The following is a 24,140-nucleotide window of genomic DNA, read 5'->3' as shown; positions in this document are numbered from 1 at the left end:
TCTTACCTCAACCGATCTGGACGATGGTGTCTGACGTGAACTCGTATTCCGGCACTTCGAGATTCGTGGGCGCCGGACCTTTGCGAATGCGGCCGGCGGTATCGTAGTGCGAACCATGACACGGGCAGAAATAACCGCCGTACTCGCCCTTGTTCTCGCCTTCGCCTGCACCGAGCGGAACGCAACCGAGGTGAGTGCAAACGCCCATCGTGATGAGCCATTCGCGATGACCTTCCTTGACGCGTTCGTCGAGCGACTGCGGGTCGCGAAGCGAGCCGACATTCACCGCATCGGCCGCCGCGATTTCCTTGGCTGTAAGGTGCTTGATGAAGACGGGCTGCTTGCGGAACACGGCCTTGACCGCCTGTCCGGGCTGGATCGAGGAGATGTCGACTTCGGTCGAGGATGCCGCCAGCACGTCCGCAGAAGGGGCCATCTGGCTGATAAGCGGCACGAGCACGGCCACGCCGCCGACGCCCGCCGCGCTGACCGCCGCGATATTGATGAAATCGCGCCGCCGCACCCCATCCCCGGACATTTCCTCCGGAGTGCCAGTGACCGCATTTTCTGCCATGATCGACCCTTGCCTGGATTAAACCGTTTCTACCCGGGTCGATACGGGCGTTGCGTCATCGAAAACGAGCCCGACCCCCCGGAAGACCGTTTCCCACACGAGCAGGGCACTCGGGCAGGTTCCGGCTTGGCGCGCCTGATAGACGCGAAAAACACACGTGCCAACCGCCTTTTTGGCGATTTCGTGTCGGCCGCTCAGGCGGGACCTATGACCGAGATTTGACGGCCGTATGCCGCCTCGCCCCGTTGCGTCGCGCGGCGGTAGGAAAAGAACCGACCGGGCTGCGCGCAGGTGTCTTCGCCAAGACACTCGACAGTGGCGATGCCCTGTGATGCAAGACGGGCGGCAACGTAGCCTTCGAGGTCGAACTGCCAATGTCCCGCCCGACCGCCGGAGAAATGGGCATCGTTGCGTTCGGCTTCGGCAAGGAAGCGCTCGCGAAACGCGTCATCGACTTCATAGCTCCCCCAAGCGATGCAGGGACCAATCGCCGCCGCGATCCGCTCCCGGTTTGCGCCGAGAGCTTCCATCGCGGCGATTGTCGCGTCGGTAACGCCCGCAATGGCACCTTTCCAGCCCGCATGGGCCGCGCCGACGACGTTGGCTTGCCGGTCGAGGAGCAGCACGGGCGCGCAATCGGCGGTAAGAATTCCCAGGAGCACGCCGGGTCGATCGGTCACCAGCGCATCCGCCTCCGGCCTATTGTCCTCTTCCCATGGGCGATCCACCCTCACGCATTGCGGTGAGTGGACTTGGTAGACCGTGACCAGCGTCGCGCCGGGAGCCACCGCCTCGACGACTTTCGTCCGGTTCTCCGAAATGCACGCTGCGTCGTCGCCCGATCCATAGCCCACATTCAGGCCAGCGACTTCACCCGTCGAGACGCCGCCGCGCCGTCCGAAAAACCCGTGCGGCACACCGTCGAGCGCGCTGGCCCGCAGCACCTCGACGGACTGTCCGCACATGTCAGCCAAGGCTCTTGGTCACCTGTTCGCGCACGTCGCGGGACAGATGGGGCGTCGCGGCGATCCGCTCCAGTTCCCCGCGCATCAGGTCGGACCGCACCGGCTCGATCCGGCGCCAGCGACCGAGCGGCGGCACGAACCGGGCAGCAGTCTGCGAATTGATCGGGTCCAGCTTCAGGATAAGGTCGGCAATCATACGGTAGCCTTCGCCGCTTTCCGCATGGAAGGCCGCCGGGTTCATCGCGAAGGCCATGTAGAGCGAGCGCACGCGGTTCGGGTTGCCGAGAGTGAAATCTGGATGCCCCGCAAGCTCCCTGACGTGTTCGAGCACGTCGGGGTGCAGCGATCCCGCCTGCAACGCGAACCACTTGTCGAGGACGAGCGCGTTGCCCTCGTATCGTTTGCGGAAATCGGCGAGCGCCTTGTCGCGCTCCGGGACGTCCAGGCCGCACAGAACCATCAGGGCGCCCTGCCGGTCGGTCATGTTGTCAGCGAGTGCGTACTGACGCGCGGCCCGCTCGGCGGCTTCCTCGGGCGCTCCGGCGGCGAGATAGAGGAGTGCCTGCGTCTTCAGCTTTCGCGCCCCTCGCGACGCGGCGTCGCGCCCGTACGGCACTTCGCTCACCCGGTCGTGCAGGTCCTCGAAGTCTTCCTGAAGTTCCTCGCCGAGCCAGGCGCGCAAGCCCTCGCGCTCGGCATGGATCGCGCCCGGATCGGCGACCAGCATCTGCTCGGCAAGATAGGCTTCGGCGGGAAGGATCATCAGCTCGCCGCGCATCAGGTCGTCGAGGTCCTCGTCGAAAAGCGCCGATTCGATGGCCTGGCTGACCGCGTCGCGCTCGAGATCGCGCTCGCGTTCGCCAAGACCACCGCCGATGGCCGAGATCAGGTGGCGCACGACAAGGCTCTGCATCGCTTCGTAACGGGCGAAGGCGTCGTCGTCCTTCGCCGCGAGAAACACGAGGTCTTCCGAGGTGGTGTCGATCTCGACCGCGACCGGCGCGGAAAACCCGCGATTGATCGACAGGACCGGGCGACGCTCGTGCCCCTTGAACGAAAAGTCGGCGCTCTCCTTGTCGAGGACGACGAGCGCCTCGCCCTTGTGCTTCCCGGTCTCGCGCTCGAAAAGCGCAAGCTTGAGCGGGATCGGCATGGGCTGCTTTTCGGGCTGACCCGGCGTGACAGGCACTGTCTGCTCCAGCCTGACGGTCGCGAAGCCGTTCTCGTGCAGCAGCTTCGCCTTTACCTGCGGGGTGCCGGCCTGCGAATACCACAAACGGAATTGTCCGAGGTCGAGCCCCGCGCCGTCCTCGATCGCCTTGACAAAATCCTCGCAGGTCGCGGCTTCGCCGTCGTGGCGCTCGAAATAGAGGTCGGTGCCTTCGCGGAACCGTTCGGGACCGGCCATGGTGCGCATCATCCGGATGACTTCGGCACCCTTGTTGTAGACCGTGGCAGTATAGAAGTTCGAGATTTCCTCATAGCTGTCGGGCCGGATCGGGTGCGCAAGCGGGCCGGAATCCTCGGGGTACTGGGCGGAACGGAGGATGCGGACGTCCTCGATCCGCTTGACCGCCTCCGAACCCATGTCGGCGCTGAACAGCTGGTCGCGCAGGACGGTGAAGCCTTCTTTCAGCGAAAGCTGGAACCAGTCGCGACAGGTGACGCGGTTACCCGACCAGTTGTGGAAGTATTCGTGGCCGATGACGCCTTCGATCGCATCGTAGTCAGCGTCGGTCGCGGTCTCCGGATCGGCAAGGACGTAACGCGTGTTGAAGATGTTGAGGCCCTTGTTCTCCATCGCGCCCATGTTGAAATCGGACACCGCGACGATGTTGAACAGGTCGAGGTCGTATTCGCGACCGAATGTTTCCTCGTCCCACTTCATCGATGCCTTGAGCGATTCCATCGCGTGTCCGGTCCGGTCCTCGTCGCCGGGCCGCACCCAGATATTGAGGTCGACCTTGCGTCCGCTCATCGTCGTGAAGGTGTCGTGATTGGAGACGAGTTCTCCGGCGACGAGCGCGAAAAGGTAGCTCGGCTTCGGCCAGGGATCGTGCCACTCGGCCCAGTGCGTGCCGCCGTCCTCGCCTTCCTTTACGCAGTTGCCGTTCGAAAGCAGGACCGGGAAGGCATCCTTCGGCCCTTCCATGCGCACCGTGAAGCTCGATAGCACGTCGGGCCGGTCAGGGAAGAACGTGATCCGGCGGAAACCCTGGGCTTCGCACTGGGTGCACAGCATGCCGTTCGATGCATAAAGGCCCATGAGCTGGCTGTTCTGCGCCGGCTTCAGCACGGTTTCGATCGCGATCTCGTGCTCGTCGCCGTCGAGGTCGATCAGCAGGTCCGGCCCGTCCATGCGCCAGCCATTGCCGGGCTTGCCGTCGACCGAGACCGAACGGGCCTCTATCCCGTCGCCGTTGAGGCGGATCGTCTTGTCGCCCGATCCGTCGGGGTTGCGGGCGACTTTCAGCATGGAGCGAACCGTCGTCTCTCCGGCACCCAGCGAGAAGTCGAGCGCGGTTTCGGGCACAAGCCACTCGGGAGGTCGATAGTCCTCGCGGCGGATGACCGTCGGCGCATGCGGCGGAGGAGCTGCATCGGCGGTTTCGGGGTTCTCGACGGGCTCGGACGGTCTGCTGGCGATATCCATCGTGCCTAAGTAGACGTTCCTCTTCCGATTGCCACCACTTGCATTAGGGTTGCGGCATGCAGCGGATCCTAATCTTCGGCCTCGGCTACACCGCCAAGCGCATCGCCGCCCACCTCGAAGGACGCGGCTGGGAGGTCGTGTCGACGGGCCGGGACGGCACTCTTTCCTTCGACGACGAGGGAACGGTCCGCATGGCGCTCGCCGATTGCTCGCACGTGTTGTCCTCGGTCCCCCCCGCCGGCGAGGGCAGCGACCCGGTACTCGAGCGCTACGGAAATGCCCTTGCCGGCAAGTGGCTCGGCTACCTGTCCTCGACCGGTGTCTACGGCGACGCGCAGGGTTCGTGGGTCGACGAGAGCGCGCCTGTCGGCACCGGCAGGCGCACCGTCCGCGCCGAATGCGACGCCCAGTGGATGGAACGCGGCGCGAGCGTCTTTCGGCTCCCCGGCATCTACGGGCCGGGCCGCAGCGTGTTCGACCGTGTCGCGACGGGGCGGGCGCACCGGATAGACCTGCCGGGGCAAGTGTTCAGTCGCATCCACGTCGATGACATTGCCGGTGCGGTGCTGGCGGCGCTTGACGGTGACGCGCCGCCGGGAGCCTACAACGTGTCGGACGATCTGCCCTGCTCGCAAAACACGCTGGTTGAGGCGGCATGCGCCATGCTCGGCGTCGCGCCGCCACCGTTGCAGACCATAGAGCAGGCCGGACTGTCGCCGATGGCGCGCGGATTCTATGCCGAGAACCGCCGCGTCGCCAACGGAAAGGCAAAACGAATGCTCGGCTGGCGTCCCGCCTATCCCGACTTCGCCACCGGCTTGCGCGCCCTCAGGGCGACGATCAGCCCGGCAAGCGACATCGCCGCGCCCAGCCCCGCCAGCGGCGACCAGACATAGCCTTCGAGCAGCGTCGACAGCATCATGGCGATGATGACCACGAGCACTCCGTTATAGGCCGCGCGACCCGGTCCGAGTTCGCGCACGAGGGTGAAGTACAGCGGAAAGGTCACGATCGAACCTGCGAGCGCGAGGTACGCCGTGCCCAGCCAGTACGTGGGCCTGTCGGGGAGGACCGGCGCGCCGACCGCGGCCGCCGCGAAGACCACGTCGCAAATCAGGCCGTAGAGCATCGACCACGCCAGCAAACTGACCATCGGGACCGAGCGACCCGTGGTGTTCGCCTGCGCGACGTTCGCCACCGAGGCGCAGAGCATGGCCGCCACGGCAAGCACGATGCCAAGCCCGACGTTGCCGCCGAGACTTTCTTCGCGCCATTCGTGGACCAGCAGCAGGGCAATCCCGGTGATCGCGACCGCGCTTCCGAAGACAAAACGCGGCGTGACCGGCTGATCGAGGAAGATTCTCCCCAGGATCGCATTGGGCACCAGCATCATACCGATAAGAAGCGCCACGATGCCCGAGGTCAGGTGCATCTCGGCATGGTAGACGAAATTGAAATTGCCGCAGAACTGGGTGAGGCCGATCCCCATCGCAAGCAAATGCACCCGCCGCCCGATCCCCAGCGGCTTGCCCATGACGCGGGCGAGCAGGAACATCGCGGGCATCGCGATCGAGAAACGCCAGACGACGGACCATGGCGCGGGCACACCGTCGATCTGGTCGGTGATCACCCACCAGGTCGAACCCCAGATCGTCGCAACCAGCAGGAAGGGCAGCGCTATGCGCGGCCTCAGCAGCGCATGCGGCGCGGGATCGCTCACAGCTCCGCGATCGCCTTGGCGAGCGCCGCCGCGTCCTCGGCGCGGGTGTTCCATGCCGTGACGAACCGCGCGGCATCCTCACCCCAGTCGTAGAACGAAAAGCCCGATGCGCGCAGCCACTCGCGTTCGGAAGAGGACAGACGCACGAACAGTTCGTTTGCCTCGACAGGATGCATAAGCCGCGACCCGCATGCGCCCGCGATCTCGGCCGCGGCGGCATTGGCGGCGCGGGCATTGCGCAGCCAGAGATCGTCATCGAGCATCGCAAGGATCTGCGCGGCGAGGAACCGCCCCTTCGATTGGAGGTGCCCCGCGCGCTTGCGCCGGTAACGCACGACATCTGCAAGCGCGGGATCGAAGAAGACGATCGCCTCGGCTCCCATCCCGCCGTTCTTCACGAAACCGAAGGACAACACGTCGGAACCGGCACAGGCCTCGCGCGGCAGGCAATCCAGATGCGCAACGGCGTTGGCGAAACGCGCGCCGTCGACGTGGAAGCCAAGCCCGCGCTCCCTGGCGAATCTCGCCAGTGCGGACATGTCGCCGGGCGAGTAGGCGCGGCCGTACTCGCTCGTCTGCGTCACCGAAAGCGCGTGGGGCTGCACCTGGTGGACGTCGTCGCGGATCGGGTCGATCGCGGCTTCGATGTCCCCGGGCGTCAGCCTGGCCCCCTCGCCCTCGGCCAGGATCAGCTTCGCGCCGTGGAGGTAGAAGCCGGGCGCGCCCGCCTCGTCGACCTCGATGTGCGCTTCGCGGTGGCAGACCACGCCGCCATGGGGCGGAACCATCGGCGCAAGCGCCAGGCAATTCGCCGCTGTCCCCGTGGCAACCCACAAGGCGGCGACCTCGCACCCGAACAGCCCGCCGAAAGCCTCGTCCAGGCGGCGGCTGAGAAAATCGTTGTCGTAAGGCGCATCAGCCTCGTCGGCGGCCCGCAACGCCTCCCATACGGCAGGGTGGACCGGAGCGGCATTGTCGGAGAGAAACTGCATCGGAACCGCCATGATGACGCACGCGTTCACCGTCAAGCAATCAAGGGAACACGCATGACCGGCAAAGTCACGATCACTACGCACGATGAGGGAAAACACGGTGAATACCACGCCCGGCTCGAAGGCCATGACGAGACCGGACGCCTGACCTGGGTGGAGCGCGACGGCGTGAGGGTGGCCGAACACACGATCGTCCCGCCCGCCATCGGCGGCCGGGGCGTGGCTGCCCGGCTGGTCGAGCGCATGGTAGAGGATGCGCGCGAGGAGGGCTTCAAGATCAAGCCCGTCTGCAGCTATGTCGTCGCCGCGTTCGACAAGCACCCCGACTGGGCGGACATTCGCGCCTGATCTAGCGTTCCTCCCGGCCGAAGGCGCCGCCGCCGGGCGTTTCGATCACGAAGGCATCCCCGGGTTGGAGCTCTGCCGATGCGACGGGCCCAAGCGTTTCGACCGAACCGTCCGCGCGTTCGATACGGTTCGCACCGCGCGCACCGTCTTCTCCGCCAAGGAGTCCGAATGGGGCATGGACGCGCCTTCCAGACAATATGCCCGCGGACATCGGCTCGAGAAACCGGATGCGCCGTAGCGCCCCATTACCGCCGCGGTGCAGGCCGTGTCCTCCAGAACCCTCGCGGATCGCGAACTCTTCGATCCGCACCGGAAAATTCGCCTCGAGCACCTCGGGATCGGTAAGGAGGCTGTTGGTCATGTGCGTCTGGACGACGTCCAGTCCGGACCGGCTCCCGAACCTCCGGCAATGGTTTCGTAGTACTGCCGGCTATCGTCACCGAACGTGAAATTGTTCATGGTGCCCTGCGATGCCGCCGTCGCGCCAAGCGCGCCGAGCAGCGCGTCGACAATAGCCTGGCTGGTCTCGACATTGCCGGCAACCACCGCAGCAGGATGCCGGGGATCGAGCATCGATCCGGCAGGGACGCGAATGGCGAACGGGCGGAGGCATCCCTCGTTCATCGGAATCGGCTCGTCGATCAGCAGCCGGACGACGTAGAGCACCGCTGCGCGGACGACGGGGAGCGGCGCGTTGAAATTGTCGGCAAGCTGGCTGCTCGTCCCTGCGAAATCGACAACGGCGCTTTTCTCGACCCGGTCGATGCTCACCGAGACGCGGATTCGCGCACCGTTGTCCATCGCCAGCGTGAACCCGCCGTTCGACAGATTGCCGACGAGTTTTCGCACCGCAGCCTCGGCGTGGTCCTGCGCATGGGCCATGTAGGCGTCGACCGCCTCACGCCCCTGTTCACGGGCAATGCGCCGCAATTCGTTCGCTCCCCGCGCGCACGCGGCGACTTGCGCCTGGAGATCGGCAACGTTCTGATCGACGTTACGCGCCGGCCAGCGCCCGGAACCGAGCAGCACCCGGATACGGTGCTCGAGAAACTCGCCGCGGTCGACGAGCAGTTCGTTGTCGATGACGACACCCTCTTCGTCCAGTGTCCCGCTGACGGGCGGCATCGAGCCCGGACTGATTCCCCCGACGTCGGCGTGGTGCCCGCGCGCTGCCACGAACCATGCCGGGACTGCATCGTCGTCGCAGGCGAATACGGGCATTACGACGGTGATGTCGGGCAAGTGCGTGCCGCCGTCGTATGGAGCGTTGAGGACATAGGCGTCGCCCGGCAGCATGCCGCGTCCGTCACGTCCTTCTCCGCGACGTTCAAGGATCGTGCGCACGCTTTCACCCATCGAACCGAGATGCACCGGCATGTGCGGAGCGTTGGCGACGAGGCCGCCGGTCTTGTCGAAAAGCGCGCAGGAAAAGTCCAGCCGCTCCCTGATGTTCACAGACCGCGCGCTGGATTGCAGCGCGGCGCCCATTTCCTCGGCGATTGACATGAACAATGCGCTCATGATCTCCAGCCGGACCGGATCGCGCTCTGGTCCGACGGCCCGGTGCGCGCGCGCATCCACGCGCGAAAGGATGAGATTGCCCAGCTTGTCCACACCAACCCGCCAGCCGGGCTCGACAACGGTCGTCGAGACTTCGTCCACGATCAGGACCGGACCATCGGCTGCGAACCCTTCGGCCAGGGCGCTCCTATCGTAAAGCGGGGCCCGATGTTCCTTCCCGCCCGTGAAGATCGCAACCTGCCCCAGCGGCTCACCCGATACTTCGGGAAGCGCGACCGTCGATCCGCCGGCATCGCGATCCTGCGACATCGCTTCGACGATGAGCGTTTCGGCTACGATGTCTCCTGTCGCATCGAACCCGAAGCGCTCGCGCCATTCCGACCGGAATGCGCGCAGCATTGCTTCTCTGGAACCCGGTGCCACCTCGATGGCATTCTCGCTCCCCGAAGGCCTCAGCGCGACGAGAACCTCGTGCCGGATCGAATTGGCGCCGACCCCCTGTCCGCAAAGATCGCCTGTTGTCTCCCTGCAAAGTGCTCGCACCGCACAGTCGATCGCTGCCAGCCCTTCCTCGTCGAGCGGCAAGCCCAGCGTCCTTTCGCGCAACGCGCTGCGCTGCGCCAGGCCCATGCCGTAGGCCGAGAGCACGCTCCCGAGCGGGTGGAGCAGGATCTCGTGCATTCCAAGCGCATCGGCAACGCGGCAGGCATGCTGCCCGCCGGCGCCCCCGAAGCACACCAGCGCCGCGCGCGAGACATCGTGTCCCCGTCGCAGCGACACGGCCTTGATCGCATTCGCCATGCTGGCGACCGCAATGTCGAGGAAGCCCTCCGCCGCTTCGCGCGCATCCATGCGGCGTCCTATAGCGCTCTCGATCTGTCCGAGAGTTTGCTGCAGCGCCTGCTGCGCAGCATTTTCGCTCGGCGGCCGATTGCCATCGGGACCGAAAACGGCGGGAAAGTGTTCGGGCCGCAGTTTCCCGAGAAGGAGGTTGCAATCCGTGACCGTCAGAGGCCCTCCGCGCCGGTAGCATGCCGGGCCCGGGATCGCGCCTGCAGACTCCGGCCCGACGAGGAAGCGCCCGCCGTCGAATTGGCAGACCGACCCCCCTCCCGCCGCGACCGTTTCGATGCGCATCATAGGCGTGCGAATTCGCAGGCCGGCCACGCGCGTTTCGCTGTCGCGCTCGTACCTTCCGGCAAAGTGCGAGACGTCCGTGGATGTTCCTCCCATGTCGAAGCCGACGACGTCCTCGAAGCCTGCCTCGCGCGCAACTGCAACCATGCCGACGATGCCACCCGCCGGTCCCGAAAGTATCGCATCCTTGCCGCGGAAAGCCTCGCCTGCCGCGAGGCCTCCGCTCGATTGCATGTAGAGCGCGTCGACTGCCGGACCCAGCCCTGCCTCCAGCTTGCGGACGTATCGGTCGAGCACGGGCGAGAGGTACGCATCGACGACAGTCGTCTGGCCGCGCGCAATCATCTTGATGAGCGGGGCGACCTCGTGGCTGGCGGAAACCTGCATGAAACCGATGGACTCCGCGATCTCTGCCAGCTTCCTCTCGTGTTCGGGAAAACGATAGCCGTGCATCAGCGCGATGGCGACCGACCGATAGCCCTCGTCGAACTTTTGCTGCAGCAATTGCTGCGCAGCATCGGAACGGAGCGGCATCACGATCTCGCCGCTCGCCCCGACTCGCTCGGCTATCTCGACCACATCCGCGTAAAGCGGCGGGGGCAGTTCGATCCGCCGCGCGAAGATTTCGGGTCTCTCCTGCGTGCCGATGCGCAGCGCATCGCGGAATCCGCGCGTGACGACGAGCAGCGTCGGCTCGCCCTTGCGTTCGAGCAGGGCATTTGTGGCAACGGTCGTGCCCAGACGAAGCTCGGCGGCGGGCAGGTCGCCTTCATGTACGCCGGTCAATCGTCGCATCGCCTCGATCGTGGCGTCGTCGTAGCTGTCCGGATCTTCGGACAACAACTTGAGACGCTCGACCCGGCCGTCGGGCGAACGCGCCACGACATCGGTGAACGTGCCGCCGCGATCGACCCAGAAGCGCCAGCGCCGTGCGGTCATGCTGCGTCAGTCGAAACCGTTTGCGAGGAATGCTTCGGCAAGCCCCGCGAGGAAGGCCGCCCCCTGCGGCATCACGGTCTCGTCCACGATCATCCTGGTCGAGTGGATACCGCAACATTGCGTCCAGTCCTCGCCCTCATGACTGACGCCGAGGAAGAACATCGCGCCGGGCACTTGCTCGAGCACGTAAGCGAAATCCTCGGCACCCATGATCGGATCGTCGAGCCGAAGGAACGCCCCCTCGCCGAACAGGCGGCGGGCAGTGGCCTCGCCGAAATCCACCGCCGCGCCAGCGCAGATAGTGACCGGGAAGCCTTCGACGATGCGCACATCTGCGGAAAGGCCGTGCGCGCCTGCGATCCCTTCCGCCATCCGTACGAGACCGTCGCGCAGCTTCTGCCGGTTTTCGGGCGACAGCGAACGCATCGTCCCCTCGATTTCGGCGTGGTCGGGAACGACGTTGAAGGTGGTCCCGCCGCTGACCCGCCCGACGGTAAGGACGACCGGATCGAACACACTGAACTTGCGGGTCACCATCGCCTGCAGCGCCGTGACGATCTCGCAGGCGACCGGCACGGGATCGATCGTTTCGTGCGGAAGCGAGGCGTGTCCGCCCTTGCCCTTCACGGCAACGACGAACTGGTCCGCGGCGGCGAGGAGGGGACCCTGGCGACCGCCCACCATGCCATGTGGCGCGTTGGGGAAGACATGGAGTGCAAAGGCCGCATCGGGCAACGGATCGAGCAGCCCGTCCTCGAGCATGAAGCGCGCGCCGTGATGACCCTCCTCCCCCGGCTGGAACATGAAGCGCACCTCGCCCTTGAGCGCGTCCTTGCGGCGGCAAAGCAATTCGGCGGCCCCCGCCAGCATGGCCGTATGCGCATCGTGGCCGCACGCGTGCATCACGCCGGGAACCTGCGAGGCGAAATCGAGCCCGGTTTCCTCAGGCATCGGCAAGGCGTCCATGTCGCCGCGAAGCAAGACCGACCGCCCTTCGCCGCCTCCGCCCTTCAGGATCGCGACGAGACCGGTCGTCGACGTACCCTCATGCCATTCGAGCGGCAGGTGCGCGAGCGCTTCACGGACCTTGGCGCTGGTTTTCGGCGTCTGGAGCCCGAGTTCGGGCTCGGCATGGATCGCGCGGCGAAGTCTTACGATGTCATCCGAGATGGCGCGCGCGTCGTCTAGAAGCTTTTCATGGGGCATACGCCGCATGATACGCCCGGCTAGCGCGCTGTCGAGCCGAGAAGGCAGGCTCAGGAACTGCCCTTGCGCTCCTTCATCACGAACTCGGCAATGTCGAAGGTCCGCTCGTTGTCGACGTCGATCGCCTGCGCGCCGTCGGACGGGACGATCGCCCTGACGGTCACTCCGAAGCGCTTCGACAGGCGCTTCATCGCGCCTTCAAGCGAGAGCAAGCCCGCCCTGAACAGTGCGATGTTGACGATCCCGAAGGCCTTAACCAGCCGCTTCGGATTGTTCATGAACTGGCCGCCTTCACGGAACGCCTCGGTCGCGCGCAGGGCATGCGGCCCGGCGATGCCGTAGACATTGCAATTGGCGTATCCGCCGTCCTTGAACTTGTAGAACCTGCGCTGCCCTTCCGGATGGACCGCGCGGACCGACTCGTCACGCGTCAGCGTCGCGAGGACATCTGCCCGCTTCAGTTCCTTCAGCGCATGCTCGATCACCTCGCCCGAAAGCAGCACATTGTCCGCGGTCGTTACGATGTAGGGGGCGGGCTGGTCCTCGGCCGCGAGGATGACGCTTTCCGCGATGTTCGGGGACGACGGCAGGAAATCGATGTCCAGCCCCTTTTCGCGATAGGGCTCAAGGATTTCGCCGAGTTGGGGATGCGCATCCTTCTCCACCGAAATGCGTACTTTTGGCCTGACGGGAAGCGCCGCGATCACGTCCATCACGTGAACGATCAGCGGCTTTCCGCAGATCGGGACGATGCACTTGTGGCTAACGCCCGCGCGCAGGGCGAGCGGGTTGACTACGCCCGTGCGCTGGGCGGCGAGGATGATGATCGTGCAGTCGTGCGAAGCTATGCTGGCCATTGCCCGGTCATAGCGTCGTTCATCGAAGGTCGACAAGGCCGTGGCGACGCAGGCTTTCGGCCATAAGCGATTCGATCAGGTCTTCCTGCGACCAGCCCATCAGGACGGCGGAGCGGCCGTAGACCTTCTGCGACCACAGGTTGCATTGCAGGTTTACTTCGAGGAGATTCGCTTCGCCCGTCCGCTCGTCGAAGCGGAATTCGAACCGGCCGTAATCGAAGGGCCGGAAGATCTCCACGAGCTTCCCGGTCATCGCCTGGATCTGCGGCCATGCATCGGCGGCCTCGAACGGCACCAGCTCGTATTTCTGCGAACGGTCGACGAGATCGCGCTTCTCCTCGTGCGTGCGCAGGTGCGTGGGATCTGCCTGCCTGAACAGCATCGGCGGCATGATGTGCGGCACGCCATGCATCTCGAGAACCGGAACTTCGACGTCGCTGCCCGACATGAAGGGCTCGACGATCGCGTCGTGACCCTCGGCATGGATGGAAAGGACTGCGGCTTCGACGCCCTGCCAGTCGGTCGCGTCGCCGAGCCCCCAGCTCGCCGAGGAATTGTTGGGCTTGATCACCCAGCGCTCGGCATCGGGGCAGCGAGCGCGTTCGACTGGCGCTCCGGCGCGGTAGACCGCCCAGTCGCAGGTGCGGACGCCGCGTGCGCGCGCTTCGAGCTTGGTCAGGTGCTTGTCGTCGGCAATCCCGCGCAGGATCGGGTTGGCGCCCAGATAGGGTATCCCGAGCCGGTTGCAGAGCAGGGGGCACAGCATCTCCGAATTGAAGAAACCTCCGCGATTGAGCAGGGGGAATACGAAATCGACCTCCGGATCGTCGAACAGCACATCGTAAGTCGAGGCCAGTCGCAGACGCTCGAACAGTCCTTCGAGGATCACGCGCATCTCGTGGTGGTAGGGCGAATGGTTTCCGTCCACCGCATCGAGGCCGCCGCCGCTCAGCGCGTGCTTGGCGATGAACAGCACCTTGAGGTCGCGGCGGGCACTGGCAGGTAGTCGCAGGGGTTCGGGATGCATCGACGGACAATCGAAAGGAATGGCGATGCCGGGCACCGCTGGATGACAAGGCCGCTCCCATTAGCCGTTTTGGCGATCTTCGCAATTTCCTTTTGCGCGCGCGGCGCTATAGGGCGGGCGTCATCGACATGCGACCGGCAGGGCCTCTTGACCCGAAATCTTACCGAAATTCTCACCGACTGGATGACTCGCGGCGGGGACGCCCGAATATTCCTCGACCCCGCGACGGGGCTAAACCGCTATTCGAGCGCGCCGAGGCCGGGCGAGGTCCTGGCGTTCGCTTCGTCGACCGCCAACGATCTGAGCGCGGACGCCATGGCGCATCTGGAAGCGCGTTTCCCCTCGGGCGTGGGTCACCTTCAGGACGGTACGCGGTACGGCGAATTTCTCGACGAGCTTCGCGACGCGATCGCACTCGCTTACGGTCTCGAGACGTCGACCGACATCTTTTTCGCTCCTTCTGGCACCGATCTCGAATACGTTGGCCTGCTGAGCGTTGCAGGGCGCAGATCCGGCGGGATCGTCAACATTCTCCTGGGAGCCGACGAAGTCGGATCGGGCTGCATCTACAGCGCTGCCGGATGCTATTTCGCGAATGAGACGGCGCTCGATATCCCGGTGAGGCCCGACCTGCCGGTCGAGGGATTGCCCCCGATCGACATGCGCGATGAGCCCGTACGGTGTGCCGAGGGCATAGCCTTCGAGAGCGACACCATCGCCGATGCGATCGAGCGCGACATCGCCAATGCACTTGCCCGCGACTGCTTCCCGCTCGTCCACGTCGTGCACGGATCGAAGACCGGCCTGGTGCTGCCGAAACTCGACGATGTCGATCGCCTGCGCGAACGTTTCGGCAGCGATGTGGGCTTCGTCGTGGACGCCTGTCAGGCGCGAATCACCGCGGACGCCATCCGGGCGTACCTCGACCGCGGAATGATCGTTTTCATTACCGGCTCCAAGTTCATGGGTGGCCCTCCGTTCAGCGGCTTTGCCCTTCTCCCATCCGGCGTGGCGCGGGATGCCGTCCCCGTCCCGCCCGGGATGGCGAATATCTTCGCCCGCGCCGAAGTGCCATCGGACTGGCCGGGTCGCGAGATATGCGCGGACATCGGAAATCCGGGCCTGGCCTTACGCCTTTCCGCTTCGCTTTTCGAGCTCGCGCGGTTTCAGGCGCTTCCCTTCGAACGGGTCGAGCGCATCGTCTTCGCGTTCTGCCGCGCAATTGCGGCACTGATGCGCAGGCTCGACATCCGTGAAGTCGCCAGTGCCCCCCTCGGCGAGCTGGGCGAGGCCCCGGCCGAGCATCCGATCGAGATGCTGACACTGATGACCCTCGATCTCAGCCATTCTCGCGACGGCCTGCGCGAGCGACCGCTGGACTTTGCGGCAGCAGCGGCGATCAACAGGCGTCTGATCGAAAGCGGCATCCGGCTCGGACAGCCCGTTCGCTGCGTCAAACTGGCCAACGGCGAATGGGGCGCGACGCTGCGCGTCGGGCTCTCGATGCCGCAGATCGTCATGCTCGACACGCTGGACGACGACGCACTGGAGGCATGGCTCGGGTCCGCGATGGAACGGATCGGCGCGCAACTCGCCCTTGCCCTGGCGAGCGGGGCCTGCGTCTAGCCGGGGTTCATGGACAGGCGTCTACCGATCACCGGGCCCCTGCCGGTTACCCTTGTGCTACCAGCGGGGCTGGTCCAAGTCGCGGACGGCATGGAAGGGTCGGGAGCTGTAGGAGCGCCGTGAGCGCAAAATTCCCAGGTTTGCGTAACGCACCCCAGGCCGTCGTCGCGGTCGCCCGGAACTTCGGGTGGATGCTCGCGAGTCGGGGTCTGGCCGCCGTTTTCTCGCTGATCTACCTGGCGATCGTCACCCGGTCGCTCGGCGTTTCGGGCTTCGGCAAGTTCGCGCTGATTACCGGAGCGGCGCAGTTGCTGGCAAACCTGCTGGCCTTCCAGACCTGGCAGGTCATCGTCCAGTACGGCGTCAACCACATCGAGAACGGGGACCGCGACAAGCTCGCGCGCCTCTATCGCAGCGCCATCCTGCTCGACATCGTCAGTGCGGTCACGGGCATCGCGATGGCCGCGATCATCCTGCACTTCTTCGCCGATGCGCTGGGTCTCAAACCGACGCTCGCGCGTGCCACGCTGATCTTCAACATCATCATGCTGCTGTCGTTGCGGTCGACTCCGCTCGGCATCATGCGCTTGCGCGACCGGTTCTCGCTCGCCGCCGTCGCCGACAGCGCGACCCCGACCCTTCGCCTTGTCGGGGCGGTGATCGTGGGGATCGTCCATCCGACGCTGCAGGCGTTCCTGATCGCATGGGCCATAGCCGAGTTGCTGACGGCAGCCGCGCACTGGTGGGGAGTCAAGAAAGTCGGGGACTTCGAGCTCATCATGAAGGACGGGCACGAGGTCAGACGCGTCTTCGACGACAACCCCGGCATCTTGCGCTACGCTCTCACCACGAACTTCAGCCAGTCGCTGAGCATGTCGGCCAAGCAGCTGCCGATTTTCCTTGTGGGCGGCCTCACCGGCACCGCCGCTGCCGGCGCATTCCGCCTCGCCGCGCAACTGAGCCGCGCGCTCACGACGCTGTCGCAGCTCATCGCGAAGGCCGCATTCCCCGAGATCGTGCGCGCCGTTCGCAACATGGGCGTCGGCAGCCTGTCCGGCATCATCATGCGCACGATCCGCGTGGCCCTGGTCGTCAGCCTCGTCGTTCTCGCACTGGTGTCGCTGATCGGCCAGACCGTCCTTGAAACAGTAGGTGGCGACGAGTTCGGCATTGCCTACTACAGCCTGCTATGGCTGGCCGCCGCCGCATGCATGGACCTTATCGTCGTGACGTTCGAGCCGAGCATCATGGCCGCGCACCGCGCCCACCTGGCATTCTACGCAAGGCTTGCCGGGACGGCGATCATGGTCGGCGGCGCATTCCTTCTCGAGCCGCTGATGGGCGCAGACGGCGTCGCGGCCGCGGTTTTCGCCTATGCCGTGACCCAGGCCATACTTCTTGGCCTGATCCTGAGAAAGCTGGTCAACGAGCGCCCCCCCGAGTCGAAACCGGGCTGAATTCCTGTGATAAAGCTGCGGAAATGGCGGAAAATGCTGGCTTAACCATACTCATCCCCGGTAAGAACATAAGGATGAAAACAGTTTCGCCCTATCTGGGAGGGGTCGATACCGGCGCGAACGCGCGCAAGAGGACGGCTTCCCGGGCCAAGCGACCGGCAGCGCAGCTCGGCGCGCTGCCGCTCACCGGGGTCGTGCGCAATCCGCGCAGTCACCGCAACCGCGCAAGAAAGGCCGAGTATTTCGGCCACAATGCAATAGTCGTCGCTCCGCACAGCAAGCTCGAGCTGGAGCATGCCTTGCGCGACTTCGCTGATCGCGGAGTCGGCCTGATCGTCATCGACGGCGGAGACGGCACGGTACGCGACGTCCTGACGCGCGGTGCAGCGATCTTCGAAGACCGCTGGCCGCGCATTCTCGTGCTGCCCAAGGGCAAGACCAATGCGTTGTGCGTCGACCTTGGACTCCCGACGCACTGGCCGGTCGCCGACGCCCTCGACGCGGTACGCGCCGGCAGCGTGACCGTTCGCCGCCCGATCCACGTCGAACCGCTCGATGCGGCAGGACACAGGGCGCAGGGCTTCATCCTCGGCGCCGGGGTGTTCCATCCCGCTATCGCCGCAGGACAGGTCGCGCACAGGCTCGGCGCGTTCCAGAGCCTTGCTGTCGGTGCTACGACCGCGTTCGCGGTACTGAGCGCCCTGTTCGGTATCGGCGAGAACCGCTGGCGCCGGCAATTCGGGATGCGGATTCTCGCAGGCCCCGAGCAGATCGAAGTGCCGCACAGCGGCATGTGGGACGGACAGGGGCGCTACATCGCGCTAATGTCCACGCTGGATCGCTTCCCGGCAGGTATGCACCCGTTCAAGCGCCAGCCGAACGAGATCGGCTACATCGCCGTCGACGCGCCGACGCGCCGGACGATGCTGCGCGCGGCACGCATCGCGCGCGGCGGGGGTGACGAAACGACCGAGCAACTCGGCGTGCACCAGGGCAGCAGCGGCGAATTCGTGCTTGAGCTAGAAGATCCCTTCATCCTGGACGGCGAAGGCTTCCCGCCGGGCCGGTACAAGTTGAGCATGGGTCCCGCACTCGACTTCGTGGTGCCGTGAGCGCGGCGCTGGCAAAGCGCATCGCGGCAAGCCTTTCCGCCCCGGTTTCCCCGGATGTCCGCGAATTCGCCGAACATCTCGCACGCAAGGCCGATGCCGTGGCCGTCCTGTTTTACGGCTCGAACCTGCGCACCGGCTCGCTTGAAGGCGTGCTTGACTATTACGTGCTGACAGACGGTCGGCCCGAGAGGGGAATCTGGCCGAGGGTCAGCTACCACGAGCGCGATCTTGCAGGCGTCACGCTGCGCGCCAAGGTTGCCACGATGACGCTCGCCCGGTTTCGTGAAGCGGCTGAAGGAACGCTCCTCGACACGACGATCTGGGCTCGGTTCGTTCAGCCGAGCGCGCTCGTCCATGCGCGATCGGGCGAAACGGAAACGCAGGTGGTGGACGCGGTCGGCGCAGCCTGCCGGACGGCGGCGCGCCTCGCGGTCGCGCTCGGGCCGCCCGAAGGAACCGCCGAGACCTATTGGCAAACGCTTTTCGAGGAGACCTACCGCGCCGAGTTCCGGATCGAGACCGCCAGCCGCGCGAAATCGATCATCGAAGTGAATGCCGGGCATTTCGACGGCCTCCTGCCACTGGCGCTCGATGCGGCCGGCATCGACTTCGAACGGAACGGGAAACGGCTGAGCCCGCACATGGCGCAGGGCGAGCGCCTGCGTGTCCTCCGCTGGTGGCGCAAGCGCAAACGCATGGGCAAGCCGCTCAACCTCGCCCGGCTCGTCCGCGCCGCTTCGACCTTCGAGGGCGCGGCACGCTACGGCGCATGGAAGGTGGAGCGCCATAGCGGTGTACCCGTAAAGCTGACCCCCTGGCGCGAAAAACACCCGGTGCTGGCGGCACCGGGTGTGCTGTTTTCGGTCTGGAGGGAACGGCGCCGCAGGATGCGACACCGCTGACGGTTACATGTATTTCATCTGGATCTGGATCGACTTCACGCTATTGCCGACCTGGAAAGCGGTCTTCTTGTAGCTCGGCTTGCCGAGGTTCCAGATGTTGATTGACGGATTGTTCGACATCCCGCCGCCATCGCGCGAAATCTCGGTCTTGCCGTTGCCGTTGGTATCGTGGCGAACCGCGATTCCATACGTCCCGGCGGCCGGCAAGGGCATGCAGAAGGTCATCATCCCGGCACGGGCCGGGGTTTCGATACGGTTGATCCACTTGCCCTTCTCGAGCCAGTCGGAAGCCGTCCCGCGATAGCTCTGGACCCGGATCGTGCCGGTCGACGATTCGACGCCGGTCACGATGACCTTGACAGCAGGACGCGATGTTCCCGCGCACTGCGCAAGGTCGTTCGAAATCGTCTGACGGTACTGGGCGGCGGCAGGTGCGGCGGTAGCCATTGCGGCTCCGATTGCCACGACCGACGCTGCCGATACGATCTTCTTCATTCCTAGCTCACTCCTTCGGGCCATGGCCCTGCGAATTTACTGGCTTGCGATGCCATGACGCGCACGCAGTCGCCGTGCGGAGGTCGAAAATGGTGAGATTGTCCCCGCTTCGCAACAGCCAGACGGTCCGTCGCCAAGCCAGCATCGCGACGAAATTGTTCCCTTGTCGAAAGACGTTATGCGGCAAATTCCGTGAATAGGGACTGAATTGGCAACAAGGTCTACGTAAATCCCGCTGGTCGTCGGAACCGGCCCTTCTTGCGCGTGTGGATAAACGCGCGCAGGCGACTTGCGGGCGGCTCCGGGCCTGCCGTATTCGCAGGGAAAGGAGCCCCCTGCATGGCACAACCGCTGATCTCGCCCTCGATACTCTCCGCCGACTTCGCCCGGCTCGGCGAAGAGGTGCGCGCGATCGACGAGGCGGGTGCGGACTGGGTCCACGTCGACGTCATGGACGGGCATTTCGTGCCCAACATCACGATCGGGCCGGCAGTCGTGAAGGCGCTGCGACGCCATACGGAGAAGCCTTTCGACGTCCACCTCATGATCTCGCCGGTCGACCTGTACCTTGAGGAGTTCGCAGAGGCTGGGGCGGATATCATCACTGTCCATCCCGAGGCCGGCCCCCATGTCCATCGCACCGTGCAGGCCATCAAGGGACTAGGCAAGAAAGCCGGGATTTCCCTCAATCCGGCGACGCCGGCCAAGATGCTCGATTACCTGATCGACGAGATAGACCTGGTCCTCGTCATGAGCGTCAATCCGGGCTTCGGCGGCCAGAGCTTCATTTCCAGCCAGCTCCGCAAGATCGAGGCGGTGCGCAAGATGATCGAGAAGTCGGGGCGCGACATCCATCTCGAAGTCGATGGCGGGGTGAACGCCGAAACCGCCAGGCTCTGCGTCGATGCCGGGGCCGACGTGCTCGTCGCGGGGTCCGCGACATTCAAGGGCGGGCCGGATCGCTACGCCGCGAACATAGCCGCATTGAAGGGACGCTAGGGAACATGGCCGATGCCTACCAGCGCGAGCGCATCACCGATCACGAACCGGACGAATTCGTTGCACCGGCAGTCCCGCTCGGTCCGGGCTTCGAGGACACCGCGTTGAACGATCCGCAGCCTGCCGAAACGCAGCCCTCACCGCAGCAATCGATTGAGCCGGGCCGCGCGCTGGCGCTCGCCGACTTCGCGCCGCCCTCGCTTGGAGCCGGGGAAAGGCTCATAAGGCTCGCGTACCGAATGGGCGTGCCGTCCTCGATGCTGACCTCGCCGATGGGCCGCAGGGTAAAAACACGGCTGCTGGCCACGGTTTCGAATCCGCTGCCCGGAGACCGCGTCGCAGGAACCGCGTTGCGCGCCGGCCATTTCTTGGTGCACGGTTCGAAGACGCCGATCGCACAAGTCGAGTTCGGCGGGGCCGCCCGAATGACGCCGCCGCTCGAGCGCGTGGTCCACAGTTTTTCATGGCTTGCCGATGTCGAGGCCTGTGCGCCGCGCGAACAGGGCGCCCCCATCGCCGAGCGCATCCTTGCAGAGTGGCTGCAAGCCAACGAAACGCCGCCTGCGCGCCCCGGCAAGGGTCCGGCATGGAGCATCGGCAATACCGGTTCGCGCCTGCTTCACTGGCTCGTCCATGCACCGCTCGTCCTGTCGGGAATCGACAAGGGCGTGCGGTCCCGAGCGCTTTCCTCGATCTCGCAGACCGCGCGTTGGCTCGACAGGAACGTCGGCAAGGCCGAGGACGGGCTGGCAGAAGTTGCGGGCTGGTGCGGCATCGTGGCGGCAGGACTGCTCCTTCCCGACGGACGGCCGCGCCGCCTTTTCGGAGAAGCCGGCCTGATGCGCGCGCTGGGCGAACTGGTCGGCGACGACGGCGGTGTCCTCTCGCGCAGCCCGGTTGCCCAGATGGAAGCAATCGCGCTGCTGGTGAAGCTTTCGGCCTGCTATCGCGCGACCCGGCGCGATCCGCCCGAGGCGGTCGATACGATGCTCGGACTGCTCGTTCCGCCGCTGCTTGCGCTGACCCACGGCGACGGGTCGCTTGGTAGCTGGCAAGGCGGCTGGGCCATCGATGCTGCCGAAGTCGCTGCGCTCGTCGAGGCAAGTGGCGTCAGGACGCGCCCGCTGCGCGATGTGCGCCAGTGGGGATACCAGCGCATCGTCGCGCAGAAGAGCGTGCTGCAGTTCGACGCCGCCCCGCCTCCGATGCCCCGCCATGCCCGGCATGGCTGCGCCTCGACACTTGCGTTCGAGATGTCGCACGAAGGGCAGCGCCTGATCGTCAACTGCGGCGGTTCCGCGTGCGCGGGCGGCCTCGTCCCGGTGCGACTCGAACAAGGCTTGCGCGTAACCGCGGCGCACTCGACGCTCGTGCTCGACGACGCCAATTCCACGGCAATCCAGATCAACGGCGCGATCGGTAGCGGCGTTTCCGAAGTCGACGTCGACCGGCGCACCGTCGAGGCCGGGGATGCCTCCAAGGGAGCGACCAGGCTCGAAGGCAGTCACAACGGGTACGCCGCTCGCTACGGCCTCACCCATCGTCGCATTCTCATCATGCGAGACGACGGCACCGAACTACGCGGCGAGGACCTGCTCGTTCCCGCCGGGCGCAAGGGCAAGCGCGGAAAGGTAGGTTACGCGATCCGGTTCCATCTCGGCCCCGGCATAGAGACCGGCCTGTCCGAAGACGGTCAGGGCGTCGGCCTTGCCCTTCCCGATGGCAGCCTGTGGCAATTCAGGGCCGGATCTGGCGAGGTATCGGTCGAGGACAGCATCTGGGTCGATGGACGCGCACGACCCGTCCCGATCCAGCAGATCGTCCTGCAGGGCCTGATATCGCGCGGTGGCGGATCGTTCTCTTGGCTGCTCAAGAAGATGGGTTGAGCGCGGCCTCGCCGCGGGTTGCCCGTCCGCATCTGCGGTTATAGGGACGCCCATCACCTTACAGCCGAGGCCGCTTTCCCATGACCGATTCCGTTCCAGTTCGCCGCGCTCTCCTGTCGGTGTCGGACAAGACCGGCCTGGCCGATCTGGGCAAGGCGCTGGCGGCACGCGGTGTGGAACTCGTCTCCACCGGAGGCACCGCCAGGGCGCTGCGCGATGCCGGCCTCGACGTGCGGGACATCTCGGACGTGACGGGTTTCCCGGAGATGATGGACGGCAGGGTCAAGACGCTGCATCCGATGGTCCATGGCGGGCTTCTCGCCGTCCGCGACAATCCGGAGCACGCGCAAGCCATGCAAGCGCACGGAATCGGCGCGATCGATCTCGTCGTCGTGAATCTCTACCCGTTCGAAGCGACGGTGATGAGGGGCGCGGACCGCGATACGATCATCGAGAACATAGACATCGGCGGCCCCTCGATGGTGCGTTCGGCGGCGAAGAACCACGGTTACGTGACCATCGTGACCGATCCTTCGGACTATGCCGCGCTCCTTGCGGAGCTGGAGGCGGGCGAGGGCGCGACATCGTTCGATTTCCGGCGCAGGATGGCGGCGCGGGCCTTTGCTGCGACCGCTGCATACGATGCGATGATCAGCCAGTGGTTCGCCTTCGCCGATCAGGGCGAAATGTTCCCCGAGATGCTGAGCGTGAACGGACGGCGCGTCGAGGAACTGCGCTACGGCGAAAACCCGCACCAGCGGGCCGCGCTCTACACGCCGGTCGGTCCGCATGCGCAGGGCATAGCGCAGGGACGGCAAGTCCAGGGCAAGGCCCTGTCGTACAACAACTACGCCGATGCCGACGCTGCATATGAACTCGCCGCGGAATTCGGCGGTCAGGACCCGGCCGTCGTGATCGTCAAGCACGCCAACCCTTGCGGTGTCGCGCAGGGCAGCAGCCTGCTCGAGGCATGGACCTCTGCATTGCAGTGCGATTCGGTTTCCGCGTTCGGCGGGATCGTCGCGACCAACGTGCCGCTGGACGGGCCCACCGCCGAGGCCATCTGCGAAATCTTCACCGAAGTCGTCGTGGCACCCGATGCCGACGAAGCCGCCATTGCCGCATTCTCGAAGAAGAAGAACCTTCGCCTCCTGCTCACCGGCGACCTGCCCGATCCGCGTCGCGGCGGCCTGATGGTCAAGCCGATTACCGGAGGCCTGCTCGTCCAGTCGCGCGACAACGGGGCGATCGGCGCGGATGCTCTCAAGGTCGTGACGCGGCGCGCACCGACCGACCAGGAATTGCGCGACTGCCTGTTCGCCTGGACTATCGCCCGCCACGTCAAGTCCAACGCCATCGTCTATGCCAAGGACGGTGCAACCGCCGGCATCGGAGCAGGCCAGATGAACCGCCGCGATTCCTCGCGCATTGCCGCGATGAAAGCCGCCGAGGCCGCCGAAACCTACGGCTGGGAAAAGCCGCGCACCGTCGGCAGCGCCGTTGCGTCCGACGCCTTCTTCCCGTTTCCGGACGGCCTGCTCGCCGCTGCCGAGGCGGGAGCGACGGCGGTGATACAGCCGGGTGGCTCGATCCGAGACGACAAGGTCATCGAGGCTGCCGACGAGGCCGGACTGGCGATGGTGTTTACCGGGATGCGCCACTTCCGGCATTGATCTTGCCCGCTCGATTCGCCGTGCACTGATTTCCGTTCGTCGCAACTGCGC

18 protein-coding genes and 1 pseudogene are annotated in these 24,140 nt (G+C 65.5%); 9 read left to right on the top strand and 10 right to left on the bottom strand.

Annotated elements, in window-relative coordinates; translation table 11 throughout:
* Nucleotides 1-7 precede the first annotated feature (7 nt).
* From petA to pepN, 3 genes are all read right to left on the bottom strand, one after another.
* On the bottom strand, nucleotides 8-574 hold the full coding sequence (petA, locus tag FHS75_RS04795; protein ID WP_179406613.1) for a ubiquinol-cytochrome c reductase iron-sulfur subunit: 567 nt from the start codon (nucleotides 572-574) through the stop codon (nucleotides 8-10).
* A gap of 194 nt (nucleotides 575-768) precedes the next feature.
* On the bottom strand, nucleotides 769-1,539 hold the full coding sequence (gene pgeF / locus FHS75_RS04790) for a peptidoglycan editing factor PgeF (RefSeq protein ID WP_179406612.1): 771 nt from the start codon (nucleotides 1,537-1,539) through the stop codon (nucleotides 769-771).
* Nucleotide 1,540: 1 nt separating this feature from the next.
* Nucleotides 1,541-4,192, bottom strand: a complete 2,652-nt coding sequence (gene pepN / locus FHS75_RS04785; RefSeq protein WP_179406611.1) for an aminopeptidase N — start codon at nucleotides 4,190-4,192, stop codon at nucleotides 1,541-1,543.
* Between the two features lie 56 nt (nucleotides 4,193-4,248).
* Here pepN and FHS75_RS04780 point away from each other — a divergent pair, with 56 nt between their 5' ends.
* Nucleotides 4,249-5,088, top strand: a complete 840-nt coding sequence (locus tag FHS75_RS04780) for an SDR family oxidoreductase (protein ID WP_179406610.1) — start codon at nucleotides 4,249-4,251, stop codon at nucleotides 5,086-5,088.
* Here the strand turns inward: FHS75_RS04780 and FHS75_RS04775 are convergent.
* Together FHS75_RS04775 and FHS75_RS04770 are read right to left on the bottom strand one after the other, a co-directional pair.
* Nucleotides 4,989-5,912 (bottom strand): DMT family transporter, encoded by a 924-nt coding sequence (locus FHS75_RS04775; protein WP_229735655.1) that lies wholly within the window; start codon nucleotides 5,910-5,912, stop codon nucleotides 4,989-4,991. The genes FHS75_RS04780 and FHS75_RS04775 overlap by 100 nt on opposite strands.
* A complete protein-coding gene (locus tag FHS75_RS04770; RefSeq protein ID WP_179406608.1) occupies nucleotides 5,909-6,904 on the bottom strand; it encodes a threonine aldolase family protein in 996 nt (331 codons plus the stop codon). Before FHS75_RS04770 ends, FHS75_RS04775 begins: the two co-directional genes overlap by 4 nt.
* 54 nt (nucleotides 6,905-6,958) lie before the next feature.
* Between FHS75_RS04770 and FHS75_RS04765 the strand changes: the two genes are divergently transcribed.
* Nucleotides 6,959-7,252 carry a GNAT family N-acetyltransferase gene (locus FHS75_RS04765; protein WP_179406607.1) on the top strand — a complete coding sequence of 98 codons (294 nt, stop codon included), beginning with the start codon at nucleotides 6,959-6,961 and terminating at the stop codon, nucleotides 7,250-7,252.
* A 1-nt stretch (nucleotide 7,253) separates the two neighbouring features.
* On the opposite strand, the pseudogene FHS75_RS04760 reads toward FHS75_RS04765, so the two are convergent.
* The 4 genes and pseudogenes from FHS75_RS04760 to FHS75_RS04745 all read right to left on the bottom strand — a co-directional run bounded on the left by FHS75_RS04760 (nucleotide 7,254) and on the right by FHS75_RS04745 (nucleotide 13,939).
* A pseudogene (locus tag FHS75_RS04760) lies at nucleotides 7,254-10,849 on the bottom strand (hydantoinase B/oxoprolinase family protein).
* Nucleotides 10,850-10,855: 6 nt separating this feature from the next.
* Entirely contained in the window at nucleotides 10,856-12,055 is a 1,200-nt protein-coding gene (locus tag FHS75_RS04755; protein ID WP_179407370.1) for a M20 metallopeptidase family protein, read from the bottom strand.
* A gap of 50 nt (nucleotides 12,056-12,105) precedes the next feature.
* Nucleotides 12,106-12,912, bottom strand: a complete 807-nt coding sequence (locus tag FHS75_RS04750; protein ID WP_179406606.1) for an NTP transferase domain-containing protein — start codon at nucleotides 12,910-12,912, stop codon at nucleotides 12,106-12,108.
* A gap of 19 nt (nucleotides 12,913-12,931) precedes the next feature.
* Entirely contained in the window at nucleotides 12,932-13,939 is a 1,008-nt protein-coding gene (locus tag FHS75_RS04745; RefSeq protein WP_179406605.1) for a D-alanine--D-alanine ligase family protein, read from the bottom strand.
* Nucleotides 13,940-14,086: 147 nt separating this feature from the next.
* Here FHS75_RS04745 and FHS75_RS04740 point away from each other — a divergent pair, with 147 nt between their 5' ends.
* The 4 genes from FHS75_RS04740 (at nucleotide 14,087) to FHS75_RS04725 (ending at nucleotide 19,036) form a co-directional block, all read left to right on the top strand.
* On the top strand, nucleotides 14,087-15,565 hold the full coding sequence (locus FHS75_RS04740; protein WP_179406604.1) for a hypothetical protein: 1,479 nt from the start codon (nucleotides 14,087-14,089) through the stop codon (nucleotides 15,563-15,565).
* 119 nt (nucleotides 15,566-15,684) lie between these two features.
* Nucleotides 15,685-17,022, top strand: a complete 1,338-nt coding sequence (locus FHS75_RS04735) for a lipopolysaccharide biosynthesis protein (protein ID WP_229735656.1) — start codon at nucleotides 15,685-15,687, stop codon at nucleotides 17,020-17,022.
* Between the two features lie 74 nt (nucleotides 17,023-17,096).
* On the top strand, nucleotides 17,097-18,134 hold the full coding sequence (locus tag FHS75_RS04730) for a diacylglycerol/lipid kinase family protein (protein WP_179406602.1): 1,038 nt from the start codon (nucleotides 17,097-17,099) through the stop codon (nucleotides 18,132-18,134).
* The gene (locus tag FHS75_RS04725; RefSeq protein ID WP_179406601.1) at nucleotides 18,131-19,036 is read left to right on the top strand and encodes a hypothetical protein; all 906 of its coding nucleotides are present in this window, start codon (nucleotides 18,131-18,133) and stop codon (nucleotides 19,034-19,036) included. The genes FHS75_RS04730 and FHS75_RS04725 overlap by 4 nt, the downstream gene beginning before the upstream one ends.
* A gap of 3 nt (nucleotides 19,037-19,039) precedes the next feature.
* Here the strand turns inward: FHS75_RS04725 and FHS75_RS04720 are convergent, their stop codons facing one another.
* Nucleotides 19,040-19,531, bottom strand: coding sequence for a DUF2141 domain-containing protein (locus tag FHS75_RS04720; protein WP_179406600.1), 492 nt, complete (start codon nucleotides 19,529-19,531; stop codon nucleotides 19,040-19,042).
* Between the two features lie 339 nt (nucleotides 19,532-19,870).
* Here FHS75_RS04720 and rpe point away from each other — a divergent pair, with 339 nt between their 5' ends.
* The 3 genes from rpe (at nucleotide 19,871) to purH (ending at nucleotide 24,089) form a co-directional block, all read left to right on the top strand.
* Complete coding sequence (rpe, locus tag FHS75_RS04715) at nucleotides 19,871-20,530, top strand: ribulose-phosphate 3-epimerase (protein WP_179406599.1); 660 nt, start codon at nucleotides 19,871-19,873, stop codon at nucleotides 20,528-20,530.
* Nucleotides 20,531-20,535: 5 nt separating this feature from the next.
* Nucleotides 20,536-22,416, top strand: a complete 1,881-nt coding sequence (locus FHS75_RS04710) for a heparinase II/III family protein (RefSeq protein ID WP_179406598.1) — start codon at nucleotides 20,536-20,538, stop codon at nucleotides 22,414-22,416.
* 80 nt (nucleotides 22,417-22,496) lie between these two features.
* A complete protein-coding gene (purH, locus tag FHS75_RS04705; RefSeq protein ID WP_179406597.1) occupies nucleotides 22,497-24,089 on the top strand; it encodes a bifunctional phosphoribosylaminoimidazolecarboxamide formyltransferase/IMP cyclohydrolase in 1,593 nt (530 codons plus the stop codon).
* Nucleotides 24,090-24,140 lie beyond the last annotated feature (51 nt).

This window comes from Novosphingobium marinum (genome assembly GCF_013408095.1).
Taxonomy (GTDB): domain Bacteria; phylum Pseudomonadota; class Alphaproteobacteria; order Sphingomonadales; family Sphingomonadaceae; genus Novosphingobium; species Novosphingobium marinum.
Note: the sequence above shows the minus strand (reverse complement) of the source record. Positions and strands in the feature narration are given on the sequence as shown.

Excerpts from the sequence above, each read along its gene's own strand:
- petA (WP_179406613.1), bottom strand. The coding sequence starts at position 574 with ATGGCAGAAAATGCGGTCACTGGCACTCCGGAGGAAATGTCCGGGGAT.
- pgeF (WP_179406612.1), bottom strand. The coding sequence starts at position 1,539 with ATGTGCGGACAGTCCGTCGAGGTGCTGCGGGCCAGCGCGCTCGACGGT.
- pepN (WP_179406611.1), bottom strand. The coding sequence starts at position 4,192 with ATGGATATCGCCAGCAGACCGTCCGAGCCCGTCGAGAACCCCGAAACC.
- FHS75_RS04780 (WP_179406610.1), top strand. The coding sequence starts at position 4,249 with ATGCAGCGGATCCTAATCTTCGGCCTCGGCTACACCGCCAAGCGCATC.
- FHS75_RS04770 (WP_179406608.1), bottom strand. The coding sequence starts at position 6,904 with ATGCAGTTTCTCTCCGACAATGCCGCTCCGGTCCACCCTGCCGTATGG.
- FHS75_RS04765 (WP_179406607.1), top strand. The coding sequence starts at position 6,959 with ATGACCGGCAAAGTCACGATCACTACGCACGATGAGGGAAAACACGGT.
- FHS75_RS04755 (WP_179407370.1), bottom strand. The coding sequence starts at position 12,055 with ATGCCCCATGAAAAGCTTCTAGACGACGCGCGCGCCATCTCGGATGAC.
- FHS75_RS04750 (WP_179406606.1), bottom strand. The coding sequence starts at position 12,912 with ATGGCCAGCATAGCTTCGCACGACTGCACGATCATCATCCTCGCCGCC.
- FHS75_RS04745 (WP_179406605.1), bottom strand. The coding sequence starts at position 13,939 with ATGCATCCCGAACCCCTGCGACTACCTGCCAGTGCCCGCCGCGACCTC.
- FHS75_RS04730 (WP_179406602.1), top strand. The coding sequence starts at position 17,097 with ATGAAAACAGTTTCGCCCTATCTGGGAGGGGTCGATACCGGCGCGAAC.
- FHS75_RS04720 (WP_179406600.1), bottom strand. The coding sequence starts at position 19,531 with ATGAAGAAGATCGTATCGGCAGCGTCGGTCGTGGCAATCGGAGCCGCA.
- rpe (WP_179406599.1), top strand. The coding sequence starts at position 19,871 with ATGGCACAACCGCTGATCTCGCCCTCGATACTCTCCGCCGACTTCGCC.
- FHS75_RS04710 (WP_179406598.1), top strand. The coding sequence starts at position 20,536 with ATGGCCGATGCCTACCAGCGCGAGCGCATCACCGATCACGAACCGGAC.
- purH (WP_179406597.1), top strand. The coding sequence starts at position 22,497 with ATGACCGATTCCGTTCCAGTTCGCCGCGCTCTCCTGTCGGTGTCGGAC.